The organism is Microcoleus sp. Pol12B5, assembly GCF_036701335.1.
Taxonomy (GTDB): Bacteria; Cyanobacteriota; Cyanobacteriia; order Cyanobacteriales; family Microcoleaceae; genus Microcoleus.
Genome location: NZ_JAUBQQ010000012.1, coordinates 1 through 24,395 on the forward strand (window position 1 = coordinate 1; position 24,395 = coordinate 24,395).

Annotated in this window: 16 protein-coding genes and 1 tRNA gene; 9 read left to right on the top strand and 8 right to left on the bottom strand. The window is 46.9% G+C overall.

Annotation, left to right across the window (positions count from 1 at the left end; genetic code table 11):
* Nucleotides 1–420 precede the first annotated feature (420 nt).
* The 4 genes from dxs (at nucleotide 421) to QUA24_RS08890 (ending at nucleotide 4,351) form a co-directional block, all read left to right on the top strand.
* Nucleotides 421–2,328, top strand: coding sequence for a 1-deoxy-D-xylulose-5-phosphate synthase (dxs, locus tag QUA24_RS08875; protein WP_333228916.1), 1,908 nt, complete (start codon nucleotides 421–423; stop codon nucleotides 2,326–2,328).
* Nucleotides 2,329–2,401: 73 nt separating this feature from the next.
* A complete protein-coding gene (locus QUA24_RS08880; protein ID WP_445242589.1) occupies nucleotides 2,402–2,758 on the top strand; it encodes a hypothetical protein in 357 nt (118 codons plus the stop codon).
* Nucleotides 2,755–3,123 carry an aspartyl protease gene (locus QUA24_RS08885; RefSeq protein ID WP_333228918.1) on the top strand — a complete coding sequence of 123 codons (369 nt, stop codon included), beginning with the start codon at nucleotides 2,755–2,757 and terminating at the stop codon, nucleotides 3,121–3,123. Before QUA24_RS08880 ends, QUA24_RS08885 begins: the two co-directional genes overlap by 4 nt.
* 7 nt (nucleotides 3,124–3,130) lie before the next feature.
* Nucleotides 3,131–4,351, top strand: coding sequence for an NAD(P)/FAD-dependent oxidoreductase (locus QUA24_RS08890; protein ID WP_333228920.1), 1,221 nt, complete (start codon nucleotides 3,131–3,133; stop codon nucleotides 4,349–4,351).
* Nucleotides 4,352–4,409: 58 nt separating this feature from the next.
* Here the strand turns inward: QUA24_RS08890 and QUA24_RS08895 are convergent, their stop codons facing one another.
* The 7 genes from QUA24_RS08895 to QUA24_RS08925 form a co-directional block, all read right to left on the bottom strand.
* Nucleotides 4,410–6,827: a sulfotransferase gene (locus tag QUA24_RS08895; protein ID WP_333228921.1), complete on the bottom strand. Its 2,418-nt coding sequence runs from the start codon at nucleotides 6,825–6,827 to the stop codon at nucleotides 4,410–4,412.
* A gap of 78 nt (nucleotides 6,828–6,905) precedes the next feature.
* Nucleotides 6,906–8,978 (bottom strand): ATP-binding cassette domain-containing protein, encoded by a 2,073-nt coding sequence (locus QUA24_RS08900; protein ID WP_333228923.1) that lies wholly within the window; start codon nucleotides 8,976–8,978, stop codon nucleotides 6,906–6,908.
* Complete coding sequence (locus QUA24_RS08905; RefSeq protein ID WP_333208862.1) at nucleotides 8,979–9,770, bottom strand: ABC transporter permease; 792 nt, start codon at nucleotides 9,768–9,770, stop codon at nucleotides 8,979–8,981.
* Nucleotides 9,767–11,017 carry a glycosyltransferase gene (locus QUA24_RS08910; RefSeq protein WP_333228926.1) on the bottom strand — a complete coding sequence of 417 codons (1,251 nt, stop codon included), beginning with the start codon at nucleotides 11,015–11,017 and terminating at the stop codon, nucleotides 9,767–9,769. Before QUA24_RS08910 ends, QUA24_RS08905 begins: the two co-directional genes overlap by 4 nt.
* 257 nt (nucleotides 11,018–11,274) lie before the next feature.
* Complete coding sequence (locus tag QUA24_RS08915) at nucleotides 11,275–12,591, bottom strand: glycosyltransferase family 2 protein (protein ID WP_333228928.1); 1,317 nt, start codon at nucleotides 12,589–12,591, stop codon at nucleotides 11,275–11,277.
* Between the two features lie 295 nt (nucleotides 12,592–12,886).
* The gene (locus tag QUA24_RS08920) at nucleotides 12,887–14,083 is read right to left on the bottom strand and encodes a glycosyltransferase (protein ID WP_333228930.1); all 1,197 of its coding nucleotides are present in this window, start codon (nucleotides 14,081–14,083) and stop codon (nucleotides 12,887–12,889) included.
* Nucleotides 14,084–15,112: 1,029 nt separating this feature from the next.
* Complete coding sequence (locus tag QUA24_RS08925) at nucleotides 15,113–16,309, bottom strand: glycosyltransferase (RefSeq protein ID WP_333228932.1); 1,197 nt, start codon at nucleotides 16,307–16,309, stop codon at nucleotides 15,113–15,115.
* A 1,604-nt stretch (nucleotides 16,310–17,913) separates the two neighbouring features.
* On the opposite strand from QUA24_RS08925, the gene QUA24_RS08930 reads away from it, so the two are divergent.
* On the top strand, nucleotides 17,914–19,551 hold the full coding sequence (locus tag QUA24_RS08930) for an MBL fold metallo-hydrolase (protein WP_333229044.1): 1,638 nt from the start codon (nucleotides 17,914–17,916) through the stop codon (nucleotides 19,549–19,551).
* Nucleotides 19,552–19,882: 331 nt separating this feature from the next.
* On the opposite strand, the gene QUA24_RS08935 is transcribed toward QUA24_RS08930, so the two are convergent.
* Nucleotides 19,883–20,194 carry a DUF6679 family protein gene (locus tag QUA24_RS08935; RefSeq protein ID WP_006633466.1) on the bottom strand — a complete coding sequence of 104 codons (312 nt, stop codon included), beginning with the start codon at nucleotides 20,192–20,194 and terminating at the stop codon, nucleotides 19,883–19,885.
* Between the two features lie 625 nt (nucleotides 20,195–20,819).
* Here QUA24_RS08935 and QUA24_RS08940 point away from each other — a divergent pair.
* From QUA24_RS08940 to QUA24_RS08955, 4 genes are all read left to right on the top strand, one after another.
* The gene (locus QUA24_RS08940; RefSeq protein WP_333228934.1) at nucleotides 20,820–20,975 is read left to right on the top strand and encodes a hypothetical protein; all 156 of its coding nucleotides are present in this window, start codon (nucleotides 20,820–20,822) and stop codon (nucleotides 20,973–20,975) included.
* Between the two features lie 12 nt (nucleotides 20,976–20,987).
* The gene (locus QUA24_RS08945; RefSeq protein ID WP_333228936.1) at nucleotides 20,988–23,066 is read left to right on the top strand and encodes a CapA family protein; all 2,079 of its coding nucleotides are present in this window, start codon (nucleotides 20,988–20,990) and stop codon (nucleotides 23,064–23,066) included.
* A 134-nt stretch (nucleotides 23,067–23,200) separates the two neighbouring features.
* Nucleotides 23,201–24,070 carry an aldose epimerase family protein gene (locus QUA24_RS08950; protein WP_445242591.1) on the top strand — a complete coding sequence of 290 codons (870 nt, stop codon included), beginning with the start codon at nucleotides 23,201–23,203 and terminating at the stop codon, nucleotides 24,068–24,070.
* A gap of 67 nt (nucleotides 24,071–24,137) precedes the next feature.
* Nucleotides 24,138–24,209: transfer RNA gene (locus QUA24_RS08955), tRNA-Lys, on the top strand.
* Nucleotides 24,210–24,395: the final 186 nt, after the last annotated feature.

Sequence of the window (24,395 nt, forward strand, 5' to 3'; positions counted from 1 at the left end):
GCCGAGAGTTCAGCCTTGTGGCTGGAAACGCTATGTACGGACTGATTACCGTGATTCACGTTTCAACGAATCGCACTGAAATCCTCCATCACAGTTAATGATTTTGTATCATAGTCCGCTTGCAGAAACAAGATGCCTAAAAAGTCAGCCATCGCTACAAAAAGCAGTTTAAAATTCCTAAGAATTCCAGTTCAACTAACAATTAGCGATTAGCAACTAACAACATAAGCTTTTTTTATATTGACGGCGCACAATTTATTAACTATAATTACCAGGTCAAAAATAACAAAAATCTTACGCCTAACAGTTTTTCTCAAATAACCGTTAAACTATTCTAACGTTTGCCCGTACCCAACGTCGCAGGCTCAACCTATATCTGTTAAGGATTCGTCCTGATTCACAGGAGCAAGATTTTAAAATATGCATCTCAGCGAACTGACTCACCCAAACCAATTACACGGCCTCTCGATTCATCAACTCGAACAAATTGCCCGACAAATTCGAGAAAAGCATTTAGAAACTGTAGCCGCTAGCGGCGGCCACCTCGGCCCAGGATTGGGTGTAGTCGAACTGACCTTAGCACTCTACCAAACACTCGACCTCGATCGCGACAAAGTTACTTGGGATGTCGGCCACCAAGCTTATCCTCACAAATTGATAACCGGCCGCTACAACCACTTCCACACCCTGCGCCAAAAAGACGGCGTTGCAGGCTATCTCAAGCGCTGCGAGAGCAAATTCGACCACTTCGGCGCAGGTCACGCTTCCACAAGCATTTCCGCAGCGTTAGGAATGGCGATGGCGCGCGACCTCAAGGGGGAAAACTTTAAAACTGTAGCAGTTATCGGCGACGGCGCATTGACTGGCGGCATGGCACTCGAAGCCATCAACCACGCGGGCCATATGCCGAAAACCAATTTGTTAGTTGTGCTCAACGACAACGAGATGTCAATCTCGCCCAACGTCGGCGCAATTACCCGCTATTTGAACAAGATGCGATTGTCGCCACCAGTGCAGTTTCTCAAAGATAACTTAGAGGAACAATTCAAGCACATTCCCTTTGTCGGCGAAACTTTTACTCCAGAAATGGAACGCCTCAAAGAAGGGATGAAACGCTTAGCAGTCTCGAAAGTTGGAGCAGTAATTGAAGAATTGGGCTTTACTTACATGGGCCCGGTAGATGGACACAATTTGGAAGAGTTAATTACCACTTTCAAACAAGCTCATACTATCCAAGGGCCAGTGTTGGTTCACGTTGTGACGGTGAAGGGCAAAGGATATGCGATCGCCGAAAAAGACCAAGTAGGATATCACGCCCAAAATCCCTTTAACTTAGCTACCGGCAAAGGCATTCCCTCCACTAAACCCAAGCCTCCAGCTTACTCGAAAGTCTTTGCCCACGCCCTGGTCAAGCTAGCAGAAGATAATCCCAAAATTGTCGGCATTACCGCTGCGATGGCAACCGGAACAGGCCTGGATAAACTTCATGAAAAATTGCCGAAACAGTACATTGATGTCGGGATTGCCGAACAGCACGCCGTGACTTTATCCGCTGGTTTAGCCTGCGAAGGAATGCGCCCGGTTGTGGCAATTTACTCGACATTTGTGCAGCGAGGCTATGACCAAATAATTCACGATGTTTGCATCCAAAATTTGCCAGTTTTCTTCTGTTTGGATCGCGCCGGCATTGTCGGTGCTGACGGCCCCACTCACCAAGGAATGTACGACATTGCCTTCTTGCGCTGCCTGCCAAATATGGTAGTTATGGCACCAAAAGATGAGGCAGAATTGCAGCGGATGATAGTCACGGGAATCAACCACACCAGCGGCCCGATCACGATGCGTTACCCGCGTGGCAACGGTTACGGCGTACCTTTGATGGAGGAAGGTTGGGAAGAATTGCCGATCGGCAAAGCGGAAATTCTCCGCAACGGCGACGATGTGCTGATCTTGGGTTACGGTTCAATGGTTTATCCGGCAATGCAAACTGCCGAGATGCTGAGCGAACACGGTATTGAAGCAACTGTGATCAATGCGCGTTTTGTCAAGCCTTTGGACACTGAATTAATCTTGCCTTTAGCACAGCGAATCGGCAAAGTTGTCACAATGGAAGAAGGCTGTTTGATGGGTGGCTTCGGTTCCGCAGTTGCTGAATCTTTGCTCGACAATAATGTTCTCGTGCCACTGATGCGGCTGGGCGTACCGGATACATTAGTAGATCATGCAACGCCAGAGCAATCATTTGCAAGTTTAGGATTAACTCCATCGCAAATGTGCGATCGTATCTTAGCAACATTCAGCCGCAAACAGGCTCCTGTTAGCGTGTAAATAGCTAGAATTGTAGGGTGTGCCTAGCGCACCTTACTCTTCGACATCCGATCTATGACAGTGAAAGAGGAGCATGATTGAAGGAAGATTTGAGGATAAGGGAGAAAAAACAATGACTAACGTGAAACCAAATCGTACCGTGCGGCGGGGAAGATTGTTCCCCGAAATTCAGTGGTCAGAAGAAAAAAAAGCCCAGTGGCGAGCTGAAAGAGAAGCATTTTATCAGCGCTGCAAACCAATTTTCGATCGCCTCAAACCAGAATTGATTAAAACCCACTACAACTGGTACATGGCGGTTGAACCTGATAGCGGGGAATATTTTATCGACAAGGATGATATGCAAGTTGCAAACATAGCCCATGAAAAATACCCGAAAGCTAAATTGCAGGTTTTTCGGATCAATGAAACCGGAGTTTGTGGCACAATATGATTCAAGGAAAATTTGGTGATGAGGACGAGCTATTTTTTGAAATTGAACTGATTGCTGATAACGGCTTAGAATTACCTGTTGATGCTCTGCTTGATACAGGTTTTTCTGGCTGGTTAGCAATGGACAGTCAGGATTTAGATGGACTGGATTGGACATATGTGAAACAAGAAAAAATGCGAACAGCTAAGGGAGAATTTGATTTTGAACTTTATGTAGGAAAAGTGCGTATTGATTACCTAGAATTTGACATTCCCGTTCATGTGGGTGACGGAGTACCGGAAATTTTAATAGGTCGCCAGTGGCTGAAAACTCGGCGGTTAGTAGTTGATATGCCTGCGGGTATTTTGACATTGGAAGCGAGTTAAAAGCAAAATGAATTTAAAAAGTTTTGACATAGTAATAGTCGGAGCAGGCCCAGCAGGCGGTCACTGCGCGAGAATCCTAGCCCAATCCGGTCACAAAGTCTTGCTGGCAGAGCAAAACGACAATTTTTATAAAAATGACTTTTCTAGCGCCGCTACACCTCTAGAAACTCTCTCTAAATTCGATTTACCTGAATCCGTTATCGGCAGTTTTTGGCACAAACTTACTATTGAAACTAGCAAAGTCAGTCAAACTTGGGAGTCTCCCGAAAGCTTGGGAGTTGTTCTCAATTTTGCTAAATTTAGAGCATTTTTGGCCAGCGAAGTTGAGCGATTTGGCAGTGAAGTTTGGCTTGGTTATCGCTACACCAGACATTCACAAAGCAAGAGCGAAACAACAGTCGAGTTTAAACAGTTATCCAACGGTCAACTTATCAAAGTTAGCACTAAAGTATTGGTTGATGCTACTGGCTTTGCTAGGGCGATTATGTACGAAAAAGAGAATGATAAGCCTGATTTTTTGTCGGGAACCGGAATCGAATATTTGATTGAAGTAGAGCCAGAAGTTTACAATAAATACAGCGGTGATTTAATCTTATTTGTGGGCGATAAATGGATGCCTAAAGGTTATTCTTGGATATTTCCCATGGAACGAAATAGGCTGAAAGTTGGTGCTGCCCGCATTTTTTTAGAGCAGAAAACACTGAGGCATTTGTCACCGCTGAAAGAATATATTGATTTACTGATTGATGAATATCTAAAGTCTAAAAATTATAAAATTATTGACAAACACGGTTCCATGCTGAAGTATAGTCGTGGTTTGAAGGATATTTATTGCAAGCATAATATAATTGCGATCGGCGATAGTGTTTCGACAGTAAATTTTTTGGGTGGCGAAGGGATTAGACACGGGATGGATGGTGCCCAAATCGCGGGGAAATATATTCAAAGGTATTTGGAGGGGAAAATCTCAGATTTTCGGGATTATGAGACGGAAATGCACCGCAAGTTTGATCGGAAATGGCATATTTCGGAAAGGTTGGCGGTGAGAAAGTATATCGATGATGTTAATGATGAGCTGACCGATAAAATAATTTATTATTTAAAGTATATGAAAACTGAAGATGTGATGGATATTTTATTTTATTATAAATTTGAGAAAATTTCCAGAGGGTTAGGCGGTTATTTACAGAGAAAAATCAAGGAATTGATTAAGAAATTTCACTTGTAAGGTGCGTCCGGTGAGAGATGTTAGTTGAGGAAAAAATCTCGCTGATTGACGCACATTACTAAGCTAATTTTAAGGCATTTTCGGCGGTAACTTGAATGCGCGGCAGCGACAATAAAGAATCTTCAAAACTGCTCAAGTTTAATGTATATGATACACCAAAAGTATATCCACTCGCTCCAATTAAATGCGCTACAATTGGATCGACATCGCCGTAAGGATAGGCAAAACATTTAACAGGTTTCTCTAATTCCCGTTCCAAGATAGCACGGGATTTGCCTGCCTCCCGCACAATTTCTATCGGCGACAATGCAGTCAAAGGTTGATGAGTGGCAGACATAGAACCGAATTCAATCCCTGCATCCCTCAGTTGCAAAATTTGCGACCATCCCATTAACGGCACTTCTTCAAATTCGGCTTTTTCCCAACTATTGGTCTTTCCTATTGACTCCGCTACGAGAAAAACAGTTGCTGTAAAATCAAACCGTTTTAGCAGAGGCCAAGCATATTGGAAAAAGTCGAGATAGCCGCCGTCAAATGTCATCAATACAGCTTTACCGGGTAAAGGAGTTTTAGCCAGTTTCGCGCTTCGCCAATTTTCCCAACTCGCACTGTAATAACCCAGATTTTTGAGATTGTGTAACTGTTGTTCAAAAACTTGGGGAGTAACTGCGTCTAAACCGTCAGGAGAAATGCGGCGGTAGGAGAGAATCGGGAGTTTTTGTGTAACGCTATGGTTGTCCAAAAGTTGAGGTTTCACGGAGTGAGAAACTTCCCGATAAGAAGATTTTGAGCCAATGATTTCCGGTGCGTAAAATACTTGCTTTGGAAACTTATTTTCTTGGGGAATTTGCATTGTCGGTTCCCCAGCGATTGCTGCGGCTGACTCGATTTCCGGCAGCGCCGCCGCCGGGAGTGAGGCGCGGCGGCTGACACTCGTCCCGATCGCACCCGATCGCCTGCCGAACATCACCGCATTTTGGGGGTAAATGCCCCCAGCACCCGGTGCATTCAACCATTCGGGCAAATTAGACCTTTGTTGAGCACAAGAGGCTAAGCGCGATCTTAGCCATTGCTTGCCGTTGAGTGGTTTTCCCAGCAAAGCTTCTCGCACGGCGGCGATGCACAACTCAAAACCCATATTTCGATTAATTGTCGATCGCAATTTTTGAGCCGAAACAAAATTATTTTCCACCGCAACAGTGACAATACCGACAGCAACGCCGCCTACTTTCACCAGCACATTTATTTCAGAAAGCTCAACTTTTATATTAGCAAATTCCTCGCTAACTTCTACAGAAATCCAATCTTTTTCGAGGGTAATTGTTGGGACTTTCTCAGCTATTTCAGGCTTGTAGAAATCCTCCAAATGCCAATGCGGACGCCCCCATAATTCTTGCATAAATAGCGTCCAGTCATGTTTAGGGTGCAATGGTTCCAGCAAATTTTCCCACAATTTATTGCCTTTTTCGCAGCGATTGCGTTGAAAGAAGCGATCGAGAATTTGCCAAGCAAACTGGGCTGCAACCGCATCCGCCAAAACCGCAGCCGCCACCATGCCATCGCAAATAGGCAATTCAATAATACCGAGTTGAATTCCTTCTAGTTGGATCGTACAGCACAGGCGATCGCATATTTGCAAAGCGTAAATATCCGAAATTGGTTCGCTCACTTCCACCGTAACTTTCCAGGCAATTTCACCCTGGACTCGCTGAATTTTATCTAAAATATATCTAATTTCATTTCGAGTGAAAATTTTATGATATTTATGAACGTTACTACTTTTGACATCTCTCTCAATTCCTTTATGCCAAGGTAGATTTAAACTAAGATTCGCGGCTTTTTCTTGATAATTAACGAGCATTGTGTCGTCATATTCAATGCCCATAAAATGACAAATTTTTCCTAGGACTTGTATTTTGTTATCTAAAAGCTCCTCATATTTAACTAATATATGATTGGATTTATTAATGTATTTGTGGCTAGTTAACATCGCGTGTTCCCAGCGATAGATACAGTGGTTTAAATCCCAACCAGCGCCCCACAATTCGTTAAAACTCCTAGTAGCATCATACATAGAAGCTATTGTATCCATACCGTTTCGCAAAATATGTATAAATTTCGCATCCGGCAAAAAGCGCTCTATGTCATCAATAAAATATATGTGTTCCGGCGTTTTTTCCAACCAAATGCTTTTTTTTTGTTCAGCAGCCAAACCATCCAAAACTCTCACAAACCAACTAGCTTTAGCTTCCACAGTTTGGCTGTCATCAAAATCTTTCAAAAGTTCAGGACGTTTAATCTCATCCTTAAAAAAAGCTTCCATTCTACCTGGCAACTTTCCCGCAAACTGATCGTATAGCAAATAGTGAAAAAACTTAGATTCTGGAAAAGAAATAACTTCGGGATGAGCAGCTAATAAGCTTTGAAGAATTGTCGTGCCACTGCGAGGCGAGCCTAGGAGAAATATGCGTTTCATAACATTTTGCAATTATTATAATTAACTCTAGATTTTGAGGTGGGTTGGGTTTCGTTCTCGGAACCCAACCTGCCAATTCTAACTCCAAGTAAAATCCTGTTTTAACAAATCAGATAGTTCCTGATTATAAGGCTTGAAATAATCTGTCAGTTGTTGTTCGATTGCTGCTGGTATTTTGCTGTACTCCTCGATCGCATTAATCTCATATTGTTTACTTGCGATCGCACTAATATCCAAGAAATCTAACACTTCCGAAAAAACTTTATCGGTATTTGCCTCAAAATCTTCGCTTTTGAGAATTAGCAACTGTTCCCTCGGAAAATAATCAAGCCAATTCCTGATTTGTTCAACATAAATTCCTCGCGACAAATACGAATAATGTTGGTGGTTGAAACTGTAATAACTTTGATCGGTTTTAATTTTTTCAATTTCACCTTTTAGGCGATCGGGTTCGGAAGCGATCGCCTTTTCAAAATCCAGCTTTTCGCAGCCGATCGCCACTTCTAAATGATAGTGCAGCCAAGCTCGTTTGACCGGGTTTCGCAGCATTACAATCAGCTTAACATCCGGGAAACATTTGTAAACCCGCTCTGCCACCAACGGATGATAAATATAGTAAGGAGTCATTTCCCATAGCAACACCTTTTCATCCGCCACAGTGCGCGTCAACTGCTTGCTGTACCAATCAACGCCCCGCTCAAAATTCAAATCAAAAAAGTGAATGTTGCGGGAACCATCTTTGATAATTTGCAAGTGATTTGCGAGATAGCCGGATAGAGGTTCCGTGCCGCACTTTTGAGCGCCAATAATTAAAAAGTCTGGTTCCTGCTTATTTTTCAACTGAGTTGAAATCTTGGCATAGGCGGGATTATCCTTATTCAATGCGTGAACTTTCTCGGCTGGTTCTGGTAAATCCGCAACCTGCATTTTGCCATCAAATTCCCAGCGGTAGGGCGGACAAAGAATCGTTTTTTGGTTGACAGTCGATCGCACGTACAGCGGATAAGTGTGCCAATGATAATCGTAGGCATAAGCCAAACTCTTCTCGTAAACCCCAGGATTCACGTAATACTGACCGTTTCCTAAATCAAGCCTGTCTACGTGCAGGCGGATTGTGCCTTTCCCTTCCGCCAGTGGCAGCAATCTGCCCATTTGATTAGTATTAGTTTCAAAACAACTTTGACCGTCTTCCCGGCTAATTGTCACGCCAAAAATAGCAGCCGAAATTGGCTTCGGTACAGAATAATGAATTTCCACAGTAATAGAATCGCCACTGTTTATCTCATCATCCGGCAACACTTTAACATCCGTAATTTCTACTTCCAAAGAACCGAAGCGATTGTCATTTATTCGCAGTTGTGAACCCATACTCGTCACTTCAGGAGGACGCATGGGAGTGCGTTGTTCGGTTGCTGGGCGCATTTCCGACAAATACTGACCGACTACCACTTCCGGTTCCCCGTAAGCCACGATTTCACCTGATTTCAGCCACAAAGCCCGATCGCACAGTTTATGAATTTGCGCCGCGTTGTGAGAAATCAAAACAATCGCACATCCTTGATTCTTAAACTCGGTGATTCTGTTCAAACATTTATTTTGAAAAGCCACATCACCAACCGACAAATGTTCATCAACTAACAGCACTTCTGGATCGGTGTGAACCGCCACCGAAAAAGCCAGCCGCATTTGCATCCCGGTACTGTAAGTCCGCATCGGACTATCAATAAACTGTTGCAATTCCGCAAATTCAACAATATCATCAAACCGGCGCGCAGCTTCCCGACGAGTCAAACCGGCCACCACTGCACCCACAAACACATTTTCTCTGCCCGTTAAATCCGAGTGAAAACCCGCACCCAAATCCAACAAACCGCCAATTCTGCCATTAACTTCAATAGTTCCTTCTTGAGCATGGCCGATACCGCCAACAAGTTGCAGCAGCGTCGATTTTCCCGCGCCATTCTTGCCGAGAATTCCCAGCATTTCGCCGGGAGAAACAGTGAAATTGATATCCCGCAGTGCCCAAAAACGCGCCTGCGGTTTCATCTGCCGAAAACCCGCCAAAGCGGCCTGCATAATCGTATAAGGTCGATCGGCAGAGTAGCGGTTGAAACGTTTCCCCAAACCCTTGACAACAATAGCTTGACGCATTTACAATTCCTCCACAAAAGTATTGCTTTGCCGTCTAAAAATTCCCAGTCCGATCGGCAAAAGAGCAGCCACAACCAAGCTAACAATTAACAGCGCCAGCCAATCCGGCTGCGTACCTTTGAGCAGTATGGCGCGGTAAGCTCCAAGCAGTGGCACCATAGGATTTAACTGATACAAAGGCTGAAATTGTTTCGGGACGCTGTTGAGGTCGTAGAAAATCGGAGTCAGGTAAAACAGCATCTGCAAAACTACACCCAAAGTATGCTGAGTATCGCGAAAAGTGACATTCAAAGCGGCGAGGGGATAAGCCAAACTGACTGTCAAAATAAACTGAATAACCATCAGCAGCGGCAACACAAACAGCACAGCACTCGGCTGAACGCCATCAATTGCCAGAAAGATAATTAACACCGGCAAAGCTAACAGAAAGTGAATTAGCCCAGTCATAGTAGTGACTACCGGCAAAATTGCCGTGGGAAAATTAGGCTGTCTGATTAGCGCTTTATTGTTGGTAATTAATCCCGTTGCTTGAAATAATGCGGTTTGAGACCAACTCCAGATTAACAAACCGCTGAAAGCAAAGGAAGAAAATTGCGGAATGTTAATCGGTATAACAGAACGAAACACAAAGGAAAATACAGCTAACTGCAACAGCGGATTGATTAAAGTCCAAGCAATCCCCAAAGCCGATCGCTTGTAAAGTAATTTCATATCGCGATCGACCAACACCCGCAGCAAATCGAAGAAATGAGCAATTTTGCGCCTGTCAATCAGCTTTGGAACACTTCTCATCGCACACCTCCGGCAACTTCCTGCGGTTCAGATTGTAGTTGCTCTTCCGGCTCAATCTCAGCTAACTGCTGCGCCTGCAACTGCGCTTTTCTGTAAGCAAAAGGACTGTCGAGAGCTCCCAGCAACTCGCTGACTACCAACTTGCGCGGCAGCCAACCCGGAGACCCCAAGCGGCGCACCAGCCACCAACCAAGCCACTGAAACATAGCAAATTTCCAAATTTCCCAGCGTGGCACAGTGCGGTTGCGATAGCACGTGAGTACATAAGCCCCAAAACCGCGCCCGTTATCCTGCAACTGTCGGCTCAAAGCCTCGGCGCTGCGTCGGTGCAAGTGCCACACAAAAGCTCTCGGCTCATAAAAAGTCGAGTATCCCTTAGCCAAAACGCGATGAAACATCTCAATATCCCCACCACCGCGAGTCGCAGTCCCCACATCGAGAGCAACATCAAAATTGCCCACAGCCTCGAAAACTTGCCGCCGGAAAGCCATATTCGCCCCCACCCCGTATTTGCTCGCCCACAGCAACTCCCGCACAGAAAGTTTGCTACCGTCGGTTTTGTGGTGGTCGAGGTGTTGCAGCATTCCGCCATATATCAGTTCAAATTGCTGTTGCGGCAAGGTTTCCAGTTCGGCTGCAGCCACTAAACCGCTCACGGCCATAATTTCTGGGTCAGCAAACGCCGAAGCAATACCCCGCAGCCAACCGCGATCGGGCCGCACGTCGTCGTCAGTAAAAGCAATAATCTCATGTCGCGCTTCCGCGATCCCGCGATTGCGTGCCCAGTCCAATCCTGGCCGTTCTTCCTTGACGTAGCGTACCGGCAATCGCGCGACTAATTCAGCGGTGCTGCTGCTTGCAGGAGCGTTGTCTATAACGATAATTTCGCGGTGCGGATAGTCGAGGGCGAGCAGAGCTTCCAGAGCGCCTTTGAGCAAATCTGTGCGATCGCGCGTGCAGATGACAACGCTAATTGGCGGCAGGTCGCGATCCGCCACTGCTTCAGAAACAGCGCCGAACTGCTCTCCTAAAGTCGATCGCACCAACTCTTTTCCTAACTGATCCACAATTGTTTGTCGCACTCGCTCAGCGGAAATTGTTTGTTCCCAGGGATTGTTACTAACATAAGCCCAGCCCAGAGGCCGTCCCCGGTAGCGAACTAAAATCCGAACTCCTTCGTATTGTTCGAGTTGCCTAATCGGATTAATCTGTTCGGCAAACTCAATCTCCATAACTTTTATTGCCATAACTTGCTCCTAAAAATTTTGCAGCGGGCACTAGATAGAAAAGTTTTGACTTGGGGCTTTTAAGTTTGGGGTGGCAATTTTCCAATTTCCCAGCTTTTGAGGTTTGAGTTTTTGGTTTAACTTCCCCGAATTCAGTAGATATGCACGAAAAAAAATATCTTCTAGGGGCTAGTTTAGCTAAGCATAACGAGATATAAGCGAGAAGATGAAGGCACTCACCTGCCCAAATCCTGTAATCTTTATTTGCACCTATTTACTTAGCTATTAATGGCTAACTCGTAAGTTTCAAAAGCAACTAAAGGCTTTTCTTCAAGCGTTTCAGCACTGTGGGGTAAACCGTTAACCGCGATCGCCCCAGCCAGCGGTTGAGCAAAGTGAAGCGCCAGAATCGATCGCAAGTGAGCGCCCCGCAGCGGTTCCGCCCCCGCTTCCGGAAAAATATGCCCGATTGCCAGTTGGTCGTAATACAGGTAAACCCCAGCCGGTCGTTCCGCGTCCAGCAGACTTTCTGCCGCTTCCCAACCTTGCTGCAAATCAATGTTAATTTCATGTCCGCCCAAATCAGAACGGGCCGGGCCCCCTTGCATAAAACTAGAAATAGCAGAGCGACTTTTTAGCTCATCAATCACACCCCGCAAATACCAATAACCGCGCAATTTTGCCCGCAACCACCGCCAAGTTTCCCGCATCCCCAAGCTTTCGAGCAAATCCAGAGATTTCCTGCCTCCCACAGCCAGCCAATCCATAACCGCCGGCCAGAAAAACGTGAGCGTCACCACAATCTTGTCTACCAAAAAATAAGGAGTTTCGTAGTCTTTTATGTGCAGCGTCGGTCTGAGTTCCGGGTGTCGGCGGCCGATCAAAACATCCGATCGCCCTTCTTGACGAGACCGGCGAAAAGAGCGATCGAGATTGTTTGTTTCGTGTTCGTAATGATAGCCCACAGCATCCTCCGCTAAAGCAAAAGGTACATCAGCTTTCAGCAAACGCAGTCCAAACTCGTAATCTTCCCCGCCGCAGTTCCCGAAAGCCGAATCAAAGCCTTCGAGACGAGCAAACAGTTCTGCATCCAAAGAAATGTTGCCGCTGAGCAAATCTTGATAAGTAAATCGGTGATCGGGTTGACTCATCTGGTAAAACTTCTCTTCCCACCACGAGCGCACTTCCACGTCAAAAAACCTAGTTCCTCCGTGCAACTTAGGCGGATAGGGCCCCATGACAGCCGCTCCCGGACGCTCTCGGTGAACCCGCGCGTGGCTTTCCACCAAAGGTGGCAGCGCTTCAATGTCGTCGTCGAGAAACAGCAGCAATTTCCCGGTAGCCGAAGCCGCTCCTGTATTGCGGGCGATGGCAGCACTTCGGCAATTTACCTCGATCACCTGCAGTTTAAACGGAGGTTTGTAGTCTTGTAGCATTGCCAAAGTATCGTCAATGCAGCTATCTGCCACTACAATAACTTCCAGCAGGTCGAGCGGATAAGTCTGCGAGTGCACAGCATCAAGAGCGCGCCGCAGCGAAGAACTGCGATTGTGGCTCGGAATAATTATGCTAATTGTTGGATTTTCCCTATTCATATCAGATTGGTATTTGGTAATTGGTAGTTGTTATTTGGGATTGGGAAATTAATATTTGGCATTGGGTATTTGGGGATTTATAAGTGGCAATTAAAAGTTTCAACACTTTTACTTCTTCGCTGTCCCCTCAATATCCACCTGTTAAATCCCTTAAATCCCTTACACCATCCGTTGCCGAACTTCCCTGTTCCTCCTGACTAATGACTAATGACTCATGACTAATGACTAATCCAAAAAGCTTAGACCTTAGTTTCATTTCCCAGATTCATTTGTGAGTAAATCTAAAATCTAAAATCTAAAATCGATTAACTTCCCCTTTAACTTCCTGCAACCGCTTGCGAGAAGAAAAATAAGCCCTCGGCCCGCTAATGCACCCCCGCATTTGAGCCAAAAGTAAATCACTAGGAATACAGCCCGGTTGCTTTCGCAAAGAAGCAAATAATTCAGGAATTTGCTTGTAATACAGCCATCCCCAAGCTAATAGAGGCACACTAAATTCTTTGTTGATTACAAACATCCGCGTCCAGAAAGCATAGACTCCGATGCCGTAGCATCGCAGCAAGTTGCGTAGTTCTTCCCACGTGCGTCGATGGCGGTGCCAACTCAAGGCCCTCGGTTCGTAGACAATGCGGTAGCCCGATCGCAAAATGCGGGCAAACTGTGCGCTGTCTGAACCGGCCTTAGCAGGCGTACCCACGCCCAAAGCTTCGTCAAACAGCCCGATGCAGTCGATCAAACTTTTCCGCAAAGCCATACTCCCCGAAACCCCCAGTGGAGCTACAATCAGCGGATTGCAGTGCGCCCCGTCAAAAACTCGGCGCTCGAAGCCCTGCCCGTAGGGGCTGTAGAACTCAAACAATTCTTGCGCTTCGGTTTCCAGTTCTAGGGGCATCAGTAGCCCCGTGACACACATAACTCGCGGATCTCTGAAATTTCGCAACAGCGATCGCAGCCAGTTCGGATCGGGCGCAGCATCGTCATCTGTAAATGCTACGAATTCATGTTTAGCTTCGCGTAAAGCTCGGTTGCGGGCGGCGCTTTCGCCTGCTACATCTTCGCGCACATAGCGGATTTTTGGGTAATTTTTGACCAATTCACTGCTGGCCTCCGTGGCGGGACAATTGTCAATTACCAGGTATTCCTGACCATCATCAGGCAGCAGCATCAGCGCGTCTAGACAGCGGCGCAAATCTTCCGGGCGATCGCGCGTGCAAACTGCTACTGTGGCCAGTGGCAATGTCTCCACCGGCCCCCGCTCATCCCATTCTAGAGTGTCGTAGAGCCAGTTTTTCCACAAGTTGTCACCCGCAGCATTCATCAGTTTTTCCCGTAATTCGTCACCGCCAAAGCGGCCTCCGACTACGGGCAAAAGAGCTTGGCCGATCGGTTTTCCGTGCAGTCGAATTAAAATCAAGGCTTTACTGTAACGCTCCTCAACCGTAATTTCTGGCGGGAGTTTGGATATTTCCAGGTCAAGAATAGCTGTTGCCATTTTAGATTTTAGATTTTAGATTGGGAAAAAATCCTAGATACTCCCTATATTACCGGAGGTATTTTAGCAGAAATTGTTTTAGGGGATAGCAACTTCTCAATGCCCTACTTGCCGATTGCTGATCGCGAATCACAGATAAAGCCTCATTGTTTTTATTGCTTTTATTTATTTTTACTTTCAATTACCCGCTGATGTCAAGTTTTTTCCGAACACAACTTTTACCACCGGCAACGATCTCTCATAGAGGCTTGTGTCAATTGCAGGTGTTATTGGCAGCATACCGCCACCAAGCCTCGCCATTATTAATGCCACCTCTAAAAATCAGATTTTTTGACAAAACCCGGTTTGTGCGATCGTTCCTCATTTCCGCTTTAATTGCGATCGGGTACTATTCAAGGGAAATATACCAAACCATTAAGCACTCTCGCAATTCCAACTTTTGCAATTAGGTAGTTATACAGCAATCCCAAACCCCTTGTGAGAATAGAGACCAAGCCCATGAAATACTCTTTTTTGACAATCAAGCCCAATGCTAAGTATAACGGCACAAAAAACCATAATATCTTGTAGGGTCTTGTAGGGGCCACTTGAGCTAAGAATCACTCCTATAAGTAACCCCACAAAATTAATTACATAAAGATTCCTTGCTAGGTAATGGTTTCAGTAGAAATATTGTGTAATTAATTCTGAACTACTACTTACAACCCACTTTATGAGTGATCTCACCCGCCTGACCCACATTTTCGCGATTGCCCAAATCAGCACGCGCCAGGCCTCCGTGCATAAAATTGAGATGCACCCTTGCTATTTGGTATTTGGTAATTTATAACGGGTGATTAAAATTTCAAACACTCTTACTTCTTCCTTGTCCCCTCAATATCCATCTGTTAAATCCATTAAATTTATTACACCATCCGTTGCCGAACCTCTTTGTTCCTCCTGACTAATGACTAATCCAAGAAGCTTTAGACCTTAGTTTAATTTCCTCGATTCATCTGTGGAGTAAATCTAAAATCTAAAATCTAAAATCTAAAATCTATTGACTTCCCCCTTAACTTCCCGCAACCGCTTGCGAGAAGAAAAATAAGCCATCGGCCCGCTAATGCACCCCCGCAGTTGAGCCAAAAGTAAATCACTAGGAATACAGCCCGGTTGCTTTCGCCAAGAAGCAATTAATTCAGGAATTTGCTTATACCGCAGCCATCCCCAAGCTAATAGAGGCACACTGAATTCTCTGTTGATTACAAACATCCGCGTCCAGAAAGCATAGACTCCGATGCCGTAGCCTTGGAGCGTTTTTCGCAATTCTTCCCAAGTGCGCCGATGGCGGTGCCAGCTCAATGCTCTCGGCTCGTAGACAATGCAGTAGCCCGCGCGCAAAATGCGGGCAAATAGTTCACAGTCTTCGCCGCCCACCGTGGGTGTTCCCGCCCCCAAAGCTTCATCAAACAGGCCAATGTAGTCGATCGAACTTTTCCGCAAAGCCATACTCGCCGAAACTCCCACCAGATGCACAATCAGGGGATTGCAGTGCGCCCCGTCAACAACTCGGCGCTCAAATCCCCGCCCGTGGGGGCTGTAACACTCAAACCATTCTTGCGCTTCGGTTTCCAGTTCCAAGGGCATCACCAGCCCTGTAACGCACATCACTCGGGGATCGCTGAAATTTCGCAAGAGCGATCGCAGCCAGTTCGGATCGGGCGCAGCATCGTCATCTGTAAACGCTACGAATTCATGTTTAGCTTCGCATAAAGCTCGGTTACGGGCAGCGCTGGAGCCTGCTAAGTCTTCGCGCACATAGCGGACTTGTGGATAATTTTTGACCAGTTCCTTGGTAGCGCCCGTGGCGGGACAATTGTCAATTACTAAGTATTCCTGACCATCATCAGGCAGCAGCATCAGCGCGTCTAGACAGCGCCGCAAATCTTCCGGGCGATCGCGCGTGCAAACGGCTACTGTGGCGAGTGGCAATACCTCAACCGACCCCCGCTCATCCCATTCTAGAGTGTCGTAGAGCAAGTTTTTCCACAAGTTGTCACCAGCACAATTCCTCAGTGTTTTCCGTAATTCGTCACCGCCAATGTGCCCTCCGACTACGTGAAAAAGAGCTTGACCGATCGGTTTTCCGTGCAGTCGAATTAAAATCAAGGCTTTGCTGTAACGCTCCTCAACCGTAATTTCTGGCGGGAGTTTGGATATTTCCAGCTCAAGAATAGCTGTTGCCATTTTAGATTTTAGATTTTAGATTGGGAAAAAATCCTAGATACTCCGTATATTACCGGATGTATTTTAGCAGAAATTGTTTTAGGGGGTAGCAACTTTTCAATGCCATACTTGCCGAGCGCGAATCAAACATAAAGCCTCATTTTGTTAGGGCTATTATTTATTTTTACTTTCAATTACGTGCTGATGTCAAGTTTTTTTGCTACATCATAATATTTTTTATCAAAAACCTTCGCACCTCCAGGCAGGTGTCAATTGCAGGTGTTATTGGCGGTCGGCGCGCTCCCCAGTCTCCCCCTTAATACCAAATCTAAAAACCAGATTTTTTGATCAAACCGGGTTTGTGCGATCGCTCCTCATTTCAGCTTTAATTGCGCTCTGATAATATTCAAGGGCAACATACCAAACAATTAAACGCTCTCGCCCTTCAAACTTTCGCGATTAAGCCGCGCACGGATTATGTGAAAAACACTCCCAAACTCAACCCTAAATCAGACCTAGCAATGATAAAAAAACAGGAGATTACAGGCTGGTTGGAGACTCATCGAGCTAAGATTACTTCTGGCAAGTTAGTGGTATTTTTACAGGATGAATATCATCTATTGTCTGGGAATTTATGTGACTATGTTTGAGGTTCAACAAAAAAACGCATCGTTTTGCCCCCTAGTCAATGAGGGGAGTAAACAGACCTATTATGGGGCAGTCAGTCGATTTGAGATTTGAGACTTCGGCGAGCTCTCAGCCGAGCCGTCTCGCCGCGCTCAGGCGTTTGGCGAGCACTCAGCCGAGTCGGGTTGAGTCGAACGATTTGAGATTTACTTCATAGATGAATCTGGAGCTTGAACAAGAGTCTAAAACTTTAGGCGGCAGGCGATGTTTGTCGGAAACTTATATCCGTTTTTGGGTGGGGTCAAAAAGCCATTGACACTCTCTCCTCGATAGCCACAAAGTTTGCTTAGAAGAATGTATCAAACTTTTACAAAGAAACCGAGCAAACTCATAAAGTCTCTCTCTGCCCTGACAAAAGCAGTTAGCTAGCACGATGCTGGTTCTCCGTTTTTCAGATTGGACTATACACGACCCTCAAAACCCTAAAAATGAAGAATTGTAAAGTTTTATCAAGATGTTGGGTCATCTGAATTAAAATCTCCTCATAAAAAAGATTACCTTTTAGCAGGCGCAAATTGTGGAAAAAGATTTAAAACTCAGAATATGAGATCGAGCTCGCTGCTCTTACACGGTGCAATAAAATGTAACTTTTGATGCAAGAACCAGTAGCCTGAACTTTGTCCAAGACCGAATGCCCGTCAGGCCAATGCCTTCGGAAAATCGCTTTCTGGGCGCTGCATCAAATCTTAAGTGCAATTACTTTTTTTGCACGAGAGCCGGAGCCTTCGAGCAAACATTTAACTCCAGGGCTTACGCACCACAACTTTAGATAAACCGGGTTTTTTTACCGGGATCGAGGACGGCAACAAACTGTTTTCGTCCATCAAATCCGGTTTCTGCGTCCGAGACTGAACTTGATCGAATGAATGCAGTCGCAACCAATGTTTAAATGTGGCGATACTGCAAGTTGCGTGCAAAGCAGGGAGCTAACCGCAGTGATGGATCTCGATTGTTTACCTTACGGCGCAGGCCACGCACAGGAAGGGGTCTGTCTGCTAGTCCGAATGGGGCCGCACCGCATTTTACTCGACTGCGGTATAGAGGATATTGAACCGCTGTCAGCAACACTAAATCGATCGCTGCCAGCCGATTTTGTGGTGTGTACCCACGCCCACTCTGATCATGCCAGAGGTTTGCTAGCACTCCATCAATCTTTCCCCCACTTGCCAATTTATGCCAGCGAAGTGACAGCCCGACTGCTACCGCTCAACTGGCCACAACTGGCTCAGCAGCCAGAGTCACGGTTCTGTCATGGACTGCCCTGGCAGTCGCCGCTCGAAGTGCGCCCAGGACTGAGCGTGCAGTTGTTCCCGTCGGGTCATTTGCCCGGAGCAGCGACTGTGCTGCTGACTTATGCAGCCCCGCACCGCACCTACACCGTGGTTTACACCGGCGACTTTTTCCTGTCTAATTCTCGTTTGGTGGAAGGTTTGCCCCTGGGAGAACTCAGGGGCATGAAGCCGGATGTATTAATTTTGGAAGGCAGTTACGGCACGGCGCGCCACCCTCACCGCCGACAACTAGAAAATCAGTTAGCCGATCGCATCCACCGCGCCATCGCCGACGGTTACTCGGTACTGCTGCCCTCGCCGGCCCTTGGTTTGGGGCAAGAAATGCTGATGCTGCTCCGCAGTCACCACTACTTTACTGGCCGCGACTTGGATATTTGGGTAGACGGCACTGTCGCCGACGGATGCGACGCTTATCTGGAACTGTTACCCCAATTTCCCACCGCCGTCCAAAATTTTGCTCTGCACCAACCTTTGTTTTGGGACGAAAGGGTGAAACCCCGCGTCCGCCGGCTGTCTGCAGAACAACGCCCCGGATTGGGAGCCACGCCCTGTATTGTAATTACAGACAAGTTAGCTGATTTGGCTTTGTATGTTGCCGATGGCACACATCCTTGGATTTTGCTCGCCCCTCAAAAACCAGGATATCCCGTCAGTGACTGGCTGGGCAACAGGCCCGAATCAGGAGTCACAAGTGTCGAAACTTATCTGCTAGCCGAACACTGCGACGGGCCCGGGACTACCCAACTCATCCACAATTTGCGTCCCCAGCACGTAATTTTGATCCACGGTTCCCCTGCATATTTGGCTGACTTGGCTAACTTGGACGAGCTGCGAAACCGCTACCAGTTGCACACTCCGGCGGCCGGAACACTTGTCGAACTGCCGATCGGGGAAATGTTTTTGCAGCCCGCTATCCCGGAAACTAACTATGAGGGAGAACTCAGCGAATTGGGGACAGAGGTAGCAATTAGCTTGCCGAGTCCGATTACAGCCGATCCCCGGTGGGCCAATTTTGCCGATACCGGTTTGGTAGAAGCGCGCTGGCAAGGCGAAGAACTGGTACTGCGCGGCATCTCCCAGCGGGAACTCCTTTTTCAAGGCAGCGCCGTTCAGGCCAACCTTGAATGCTGTGGCAATTGCCAGCACTACCGCAGCCAGCGCTGTTGGAACCAATCCAGTGCTTTGTTTGGCTTTAAAGTAACCCCCGACGGTTTCTGTCCGGTGTTTAAAGCGATACCGGAGTCCGAACTTTTCCTAGAAGATGGGGAAACAGACGGCGAATAAGCTGTCGGGAACCTCGAAACCAGCCCGCAGGCAAAGAAAACAAAAGAACATTCCTGGACGCACCCAGACAAAAAACCCGGTTTCAGCAGGGGTAAGCTGTCGCGTATTGAATTTTTAAACTACTGTGTACTTACGCTGTTGTGGGGAGTAGGGGTTGGGCAGGAGAGCCCGCCATCAAGCTTAAATTTAAAGGCAAAATAGCTTATGTGGTCACAAACCAGAATATTTTTGGCCTCAACCGGGTTTTTTGCATAATTTCTCCACAAAAAAGGGAGAAAAGTCGTTTTCTTTTCCCCCAAGTTTTCCTTCTGCCTCAAGCGCGAGCTCAAAACTATTCCAAATTCGAGTCTGGGTAGTGATTGCGAATTTGTTCGGCTTCGGGACAATCATCAGAAACTAGGGGTTCGCAGTTAGTTCGGGATACCGAAGCCAACTTCTGGGACACAGCTCCAATACTTTCGAGACGCACCATTTCTTCCCAGGAGCTGATTTCGTCTTCTTCGTCGGTTTCGTAGCGCAGCGTGACTAGATCCCCTTCAATATCTAGGATACGAGCGCGCTCTATCCAACGTTGCTGATCTCGAAGAAAAATAGAAACCTCACGACCATCACAACAGAGTTGATAGATTTTGCGCTGTAGCATTTGTCAGTTCTCCTGCGCAGTGTAACTTGCTTAAAATATGGTCTGTTTACCGTAACGTACTTTGGGTTTTACATCGGAAGGCACAGCCGTATGGACTGGCCAGTTTCACGTTTTCCGCAACTTTGGTACCGATGGGAGTTACCAAATTTGATTTTACCACCAAATCTATCTAGTACGCCATTTATCCAATTACAGGTTGTGCAGCCGGTGGCATCCCTCGTGAGAGGCATTTGCCAGCATAGATCGAAGCATTAGGACTGGACAACGGCACGCGATTAACAGCGACAATAACAACAGACTCTGCCTCAAAAATCTCGCTCTCTTTTGCCTCAAGTCCCCCAGAAACCTCTTGTTTCGACGTTTGTTTGATCGCCCACTAACGCCGTCAAGGCTCAATCTCAAATCTCAAATCTCAAAGCCAAAGCTCTAAAGCGACACTCAAACAGCGACAATAAAAACAGACTCTGCCTCAGAAATCTTCCTCTCTTCTGTTTCAAGTCCCCCAGAAACCTCTGGTTTCGACTTTTGTTCGATCGCCCACAGTACCGCCTCTTTCCTCAATCTAAAACCTAAAACCTAAAATCTAAAATCTAAAATCTAAAATCTAAAATCGATTGACTGGAGTGTGATAAAAATCACTGACAGCAGGCAGCCCCTAAATGTAGAAAATGGTGGCGACCAACAACTAGCTTCAAAACGGGCAGCGGAACCTGTGGCGGTTAAGCTAAAAGAATTGCGGTTCCGTTCAACACAAATTGGAGTCATTGCTCGTGCGTATTAAGGAGGCTAATTGATGGTGTACGCAGAAAATTGGTCGCAGCCGTCTATCTTGGAGCTAGCGCGATCGGGCAACTTTCAAGCCCTGAATTACTGGATTGACAGCTTGCTGCGCCCCGAAGGGATTTATGCCCGCGTCGAACAGGCTCAGGCCGGCTGCGTCCAAATCCTCGTAGAATTCCAGCGCGAATTTGCGTCAGATACTACATTACTCGGGAGCACTCTCCGGGAAGGCTTAGTCAAATTTATTTGCCACCAACTCTGGAGACTCAACTCGCCAGCAGTAGAAGGAGTGCGAATTCACGCGCGCTTGGCTGGGGATGCAGACATTCTCTGGAAACAGTCAGTGCGAATTGTCACTCCGGCAAACCGCCAGCGACGGCGTTACCGTTCCCTACCGATCGTCGATTGGGTTAAATTTAAAACGTATCGTTCTCTGCTGCTAGTGGGATCGGCACTTGCCTCATTTATTTTAGGGTGTTGGGTCAGCTACCACGAGGCTGTGACCTTGCAGTTAGGCTCTCCAGTATCCCGCTACCAGCAAGCTGCTCTAATTTCGGGGCCGCCTCCAAAACGTGCGGATACGGTGCAAGCGGCATTAGAAGTGGTACCAGTAGTACAGCAAAAGCAAGTTGCTAATCCTTACGACCCAACAGTAACGCTGATGTTCGGAGGAAATGTGAATCTATCGGATGCGCTCGGAGCATCTGCTGCCAACGATCACCAATGGGCTTTCGCCAATATGGACGAGTATCGGCAAGCAGATGTGGCGATGGTTAACCTAGAAAACTCTTTGACTCGCTCTACATTGGGCTCTGCTAAAAAACAATTAAATTTTAAAGCCGATCCAGAATCGGTGAAAGTATTAACAGCCGGAGGAGTGGATATTGTCAATCTGGCAAATAGCCGCGCTATGGATTACGAGGAACCGGGGCTGGTGGAGACTATGAATACTCTAGATAATAGTGGGATTCAACACCTGGGAGCCGGCAGAGATATTAAAGAAGCGAGGCGTCCAGATATTATTGAAGTTAAGGGTCAGCGAATTGCCTACCTCGGTTATTACGATGCCGAGCTTAACATCGCCGACCAAGGGAAAGCCGGAACTAACCCCCGCCGCAACAATCGCGTGGCGGAGGATATTCGAGCTCTTAGGGGTAAGGTAGACTGGATTATTGTTAATTACCACTGGGGAGTTGAATTGGCAGATTATCCAGGGGACTGGCAGATTGATTTGGCTCGGTTCACGATCGACCAAGGAGCTGATTTGGTAGTGGGACACCATCCCCAGGTACTGCAAGGTGCAGAAATTTACAAGGGCCGCCCGATAGTTTACTCGCTGGGTAATTTTATATTCGGCGGGAATGCTCGCAGGGATTACGATACCGCAGTCCTGAAAGTATCGCTCAAAGACAGGAATATGAAGGTAGAGTTTCTGCCTGTGGAGGTGAAAAAGTTGCAGCCGAAGGTGGTGAAGGGAGCCTCAGCCGATCGCATCCTCAAACGCGTCGAGCAAATTTCTAGTATTTTCGATCGACCGATGGGATCTTCTGTAGTTCTCGATTCCCTAGTCCAGCCAGGAGCGACATCAAAAACTCCAAATTATCCATTGCCCGGAGCAGCAAAGAGCGGTACATACCAGCCGGGGCGAGGTTCCGGGGGAACCTCCGGTGAAAGCAATCAGCAAGGCCCCGGACAACCCAAACCTACTTTGATTTTGCCGGCTTTGCCGGCTGCGCCCCAACAGCCGGACAACTCCTCATTTTTCCCGAACGGGACAGGGCCTGCAATTGAATCAAACCCATCTCCGAATCAAAATTTGCCGCCGCGCATCTACCCCACTCAACCTCAAAATCCCAGCCGGGAACCAGAGCCGTTTACAAAAGAGCCATTCATCAAAGAGCCGTTTATTTCGCCCCCGTCTCCCAATCAAGGAGCAGTGCCGAGTCCCCAAAGCTATCTTCCACGCACTCGGGGTGTATCTTTTGAAGTCGCACTCAAAGAGCAGCCGGCCTCCGCGATCGTTCCAGCTAACAGCAGCAACCGCTCCAAGCACCGGATCGCCCTGCCTCCTATAGCTAGAAGCATTGGTTAGCCGGTGGGGGCCGGAGCGAGGATGCAGGGGGAGGATAGGGGCGGTAATGGGTGAACATCAAGATAATAGCGACCAATTATTAACGATCAATTTACTGACAACCAATGATCAATGACCTACTACCGATGACAAATGTGTTTGCGATCGCGCTCAAGCAAAAGCAGTACAAAACCTATATCCTCTCCGACGAAACGGCTAACTCTACTCTAGAAGTTGTGCCGGAACGGGGCGGTATTGCCACTAGCTGGCTGGTTGAAGGCAAAGAAATCTTCTATTTGGACGCGGAACGGTTCGCCAATCCCGATCTAACTGTACGTGGCGGGATTCCCATCCTGTTTCCCATCTGCAGCAATCTCCCCGACAATACTTACACGCACAAGGGAGTGGAGCGTCAGCTCAAACAGCACGGCTTTGCTCGATACTTGCCTTGGACAGTAGGCGAACAAGTTACGGAGGGTTGCGCGGCTCTTACGCTAATTCTCAATAGCTGCGACAAGACGCTGGCTGTTTATCCCTTTGATTTCCAACTAGCCTTCACTTATCAGATTAAAGGCAATTCTTTGGAAATTTTTCAGCGATACACCAATCTGTCTGCTGAACCCATGCCGTTTTCTAGTGGTTTGCACCCCTACTTTTTGGCTACGGACAAATCTAAGCTCCGCTTTGAGATTCCGGGGATGCAGTACAGAGATCAGAACACCCACCAAAAGGGTTACTTCACAGGGGTTTTTGACGAGACGCTGGATGAAATTGATGTTTCCTTTGACGAGCTCACTGGTCTTGCTGCTACTGTCACTGACGCGGCGAGCGGCTTGCGGCTCACCCTCAGTTACAACTCCAGCTATGGGAAGTTGGTTTTCTGGATGGTGAAGGGCAAGGATTTTTATTGTTTAGAACCTTGGACTGCTCCTCGAAATGCCCTCAACACTGGCGAACACTTGATTTATTTGCAGCCGGGAGCGACTTGCGAGATGCTGGTTCGGATGACTGCAAATTTTATTTAAAAAACACTTGCTATTTCAAATGAGGGGTGCTACTATTAGAAATTGTGTGCGGTAACAATGTTTTCGCGGGTCGCTAGCTCAGCGGTAGAGCATTCGGCTTTTAACCGATTGGTCTCGGGTTCAAATCCCGGGCGACCCATAAAAATTTGTGAGTTAAGAATTTTGAGTTTTGAGCTGAATGCTCGGAACTCAAAATTTTGTTTTTTGAACTTTTAAGTAAATCTGGAAAGATAGTGCGCGATCGGTGGCAAATTGTCTTAATATTATCGTAAGAATTGAGCTTGTTCAAAATTCACTGCCCAAAAATCACAAATAATTAGGAGGA

Coding starts and splice junctions, on each gene's coding strand:
- dxs (WP_333228916.1), top strand. CDS start 421: ATGCATCTCAGCGAACTGACTCACCCAAACCAATTACACGGCCTCTCG.
- QUA24_RS08880 (WP_445242589.1), top strand. CDS start 2,402: ATGATTGAAGGAAGATTTGAGGATAAGGGAGAAAAAACAATGACTAAC.
- QUA24_RS08885 (WP_333228918.1), top strand. CDS start 2,755: ATGATTCAAGGAAAATTTGGTGATGAGGACGAGCTATTTTTTGAAATT.
- QUA24_RS08890 (WP_333228920.1), top strand. CDS start 3,131: ATGAATTTAAAAAGTTTTGACATAGTAATAGTCGGAGCAGGCCCAGCA.
- QUA24_RS08895 (WP_333228921.1), bottom strand. CDS start 6,827: ATGAAACGCATATTTCTCCTAGGCTCGCCTCGCAGTGGCACGACAATT.
- QUA24_RS08900 (WP_333228923.1), bottom strand. CDS start 8,978: ATGCGTCAAGCTATTGTTGTCAAGGGTTTGGGGAAACGTTTCAACCGC.
- QUA24_RS08905 (WP_333208862.1), bottom strand. CDS start 9,770: ATGAGAAGTGTTCCAAAGCTGATTGACAGGCGCAAAATTGCTCATTTC.
- QUA24_RS08910 (WP_333228926.1), bottom strand. CDS start 11,017: ATGGCAATAAAAGTTATGGAGATTGAGTTTGCCGAACAGATTAATCCG.
- QUA24_RS08915 (WP_333228928.1), bottom strand. CDS start 12,591: ATGAATAGGGAAAATCCAACAATTAGCATAATTATTCCGAGCCACAAT.
- QUA24_RS08920 (WP_333228930.1), bottom strand. CDS start 14,083: ATGGCAACAGCTATTCTTGACCTGGAAATATCCAAACTCCCGCCAGAA.
- QUA24_RS08925 (WP_333228932.1), bottom strand. CDS start 16,309: ATGGCAACAGCTATTCTTGAGCTGGAAATATCCAAACTCCCGCCAGAA.
- QUA24_RS08930 (WP_333229044.1), top strand. CDS start 17,914: ATGGATCTCGATTGTTTACCTTACGGCGCAGGCCACGCACAGGAAGGG.
- QUA24_RS08935 (WP_006633466.1), bottom strand. CDS start 20,194: ATGCTACAGCGCAAAATCTATCAACTCTGTTGTGATGGTCGTGAGGTT.
- QUA24_RS08945 (WP_333228936.1), top strand. CDS start 20,988: ATGGTGTACGCAGAAAATTGGTCGCAGCCGTCTATCTTGGAGCTAGCG.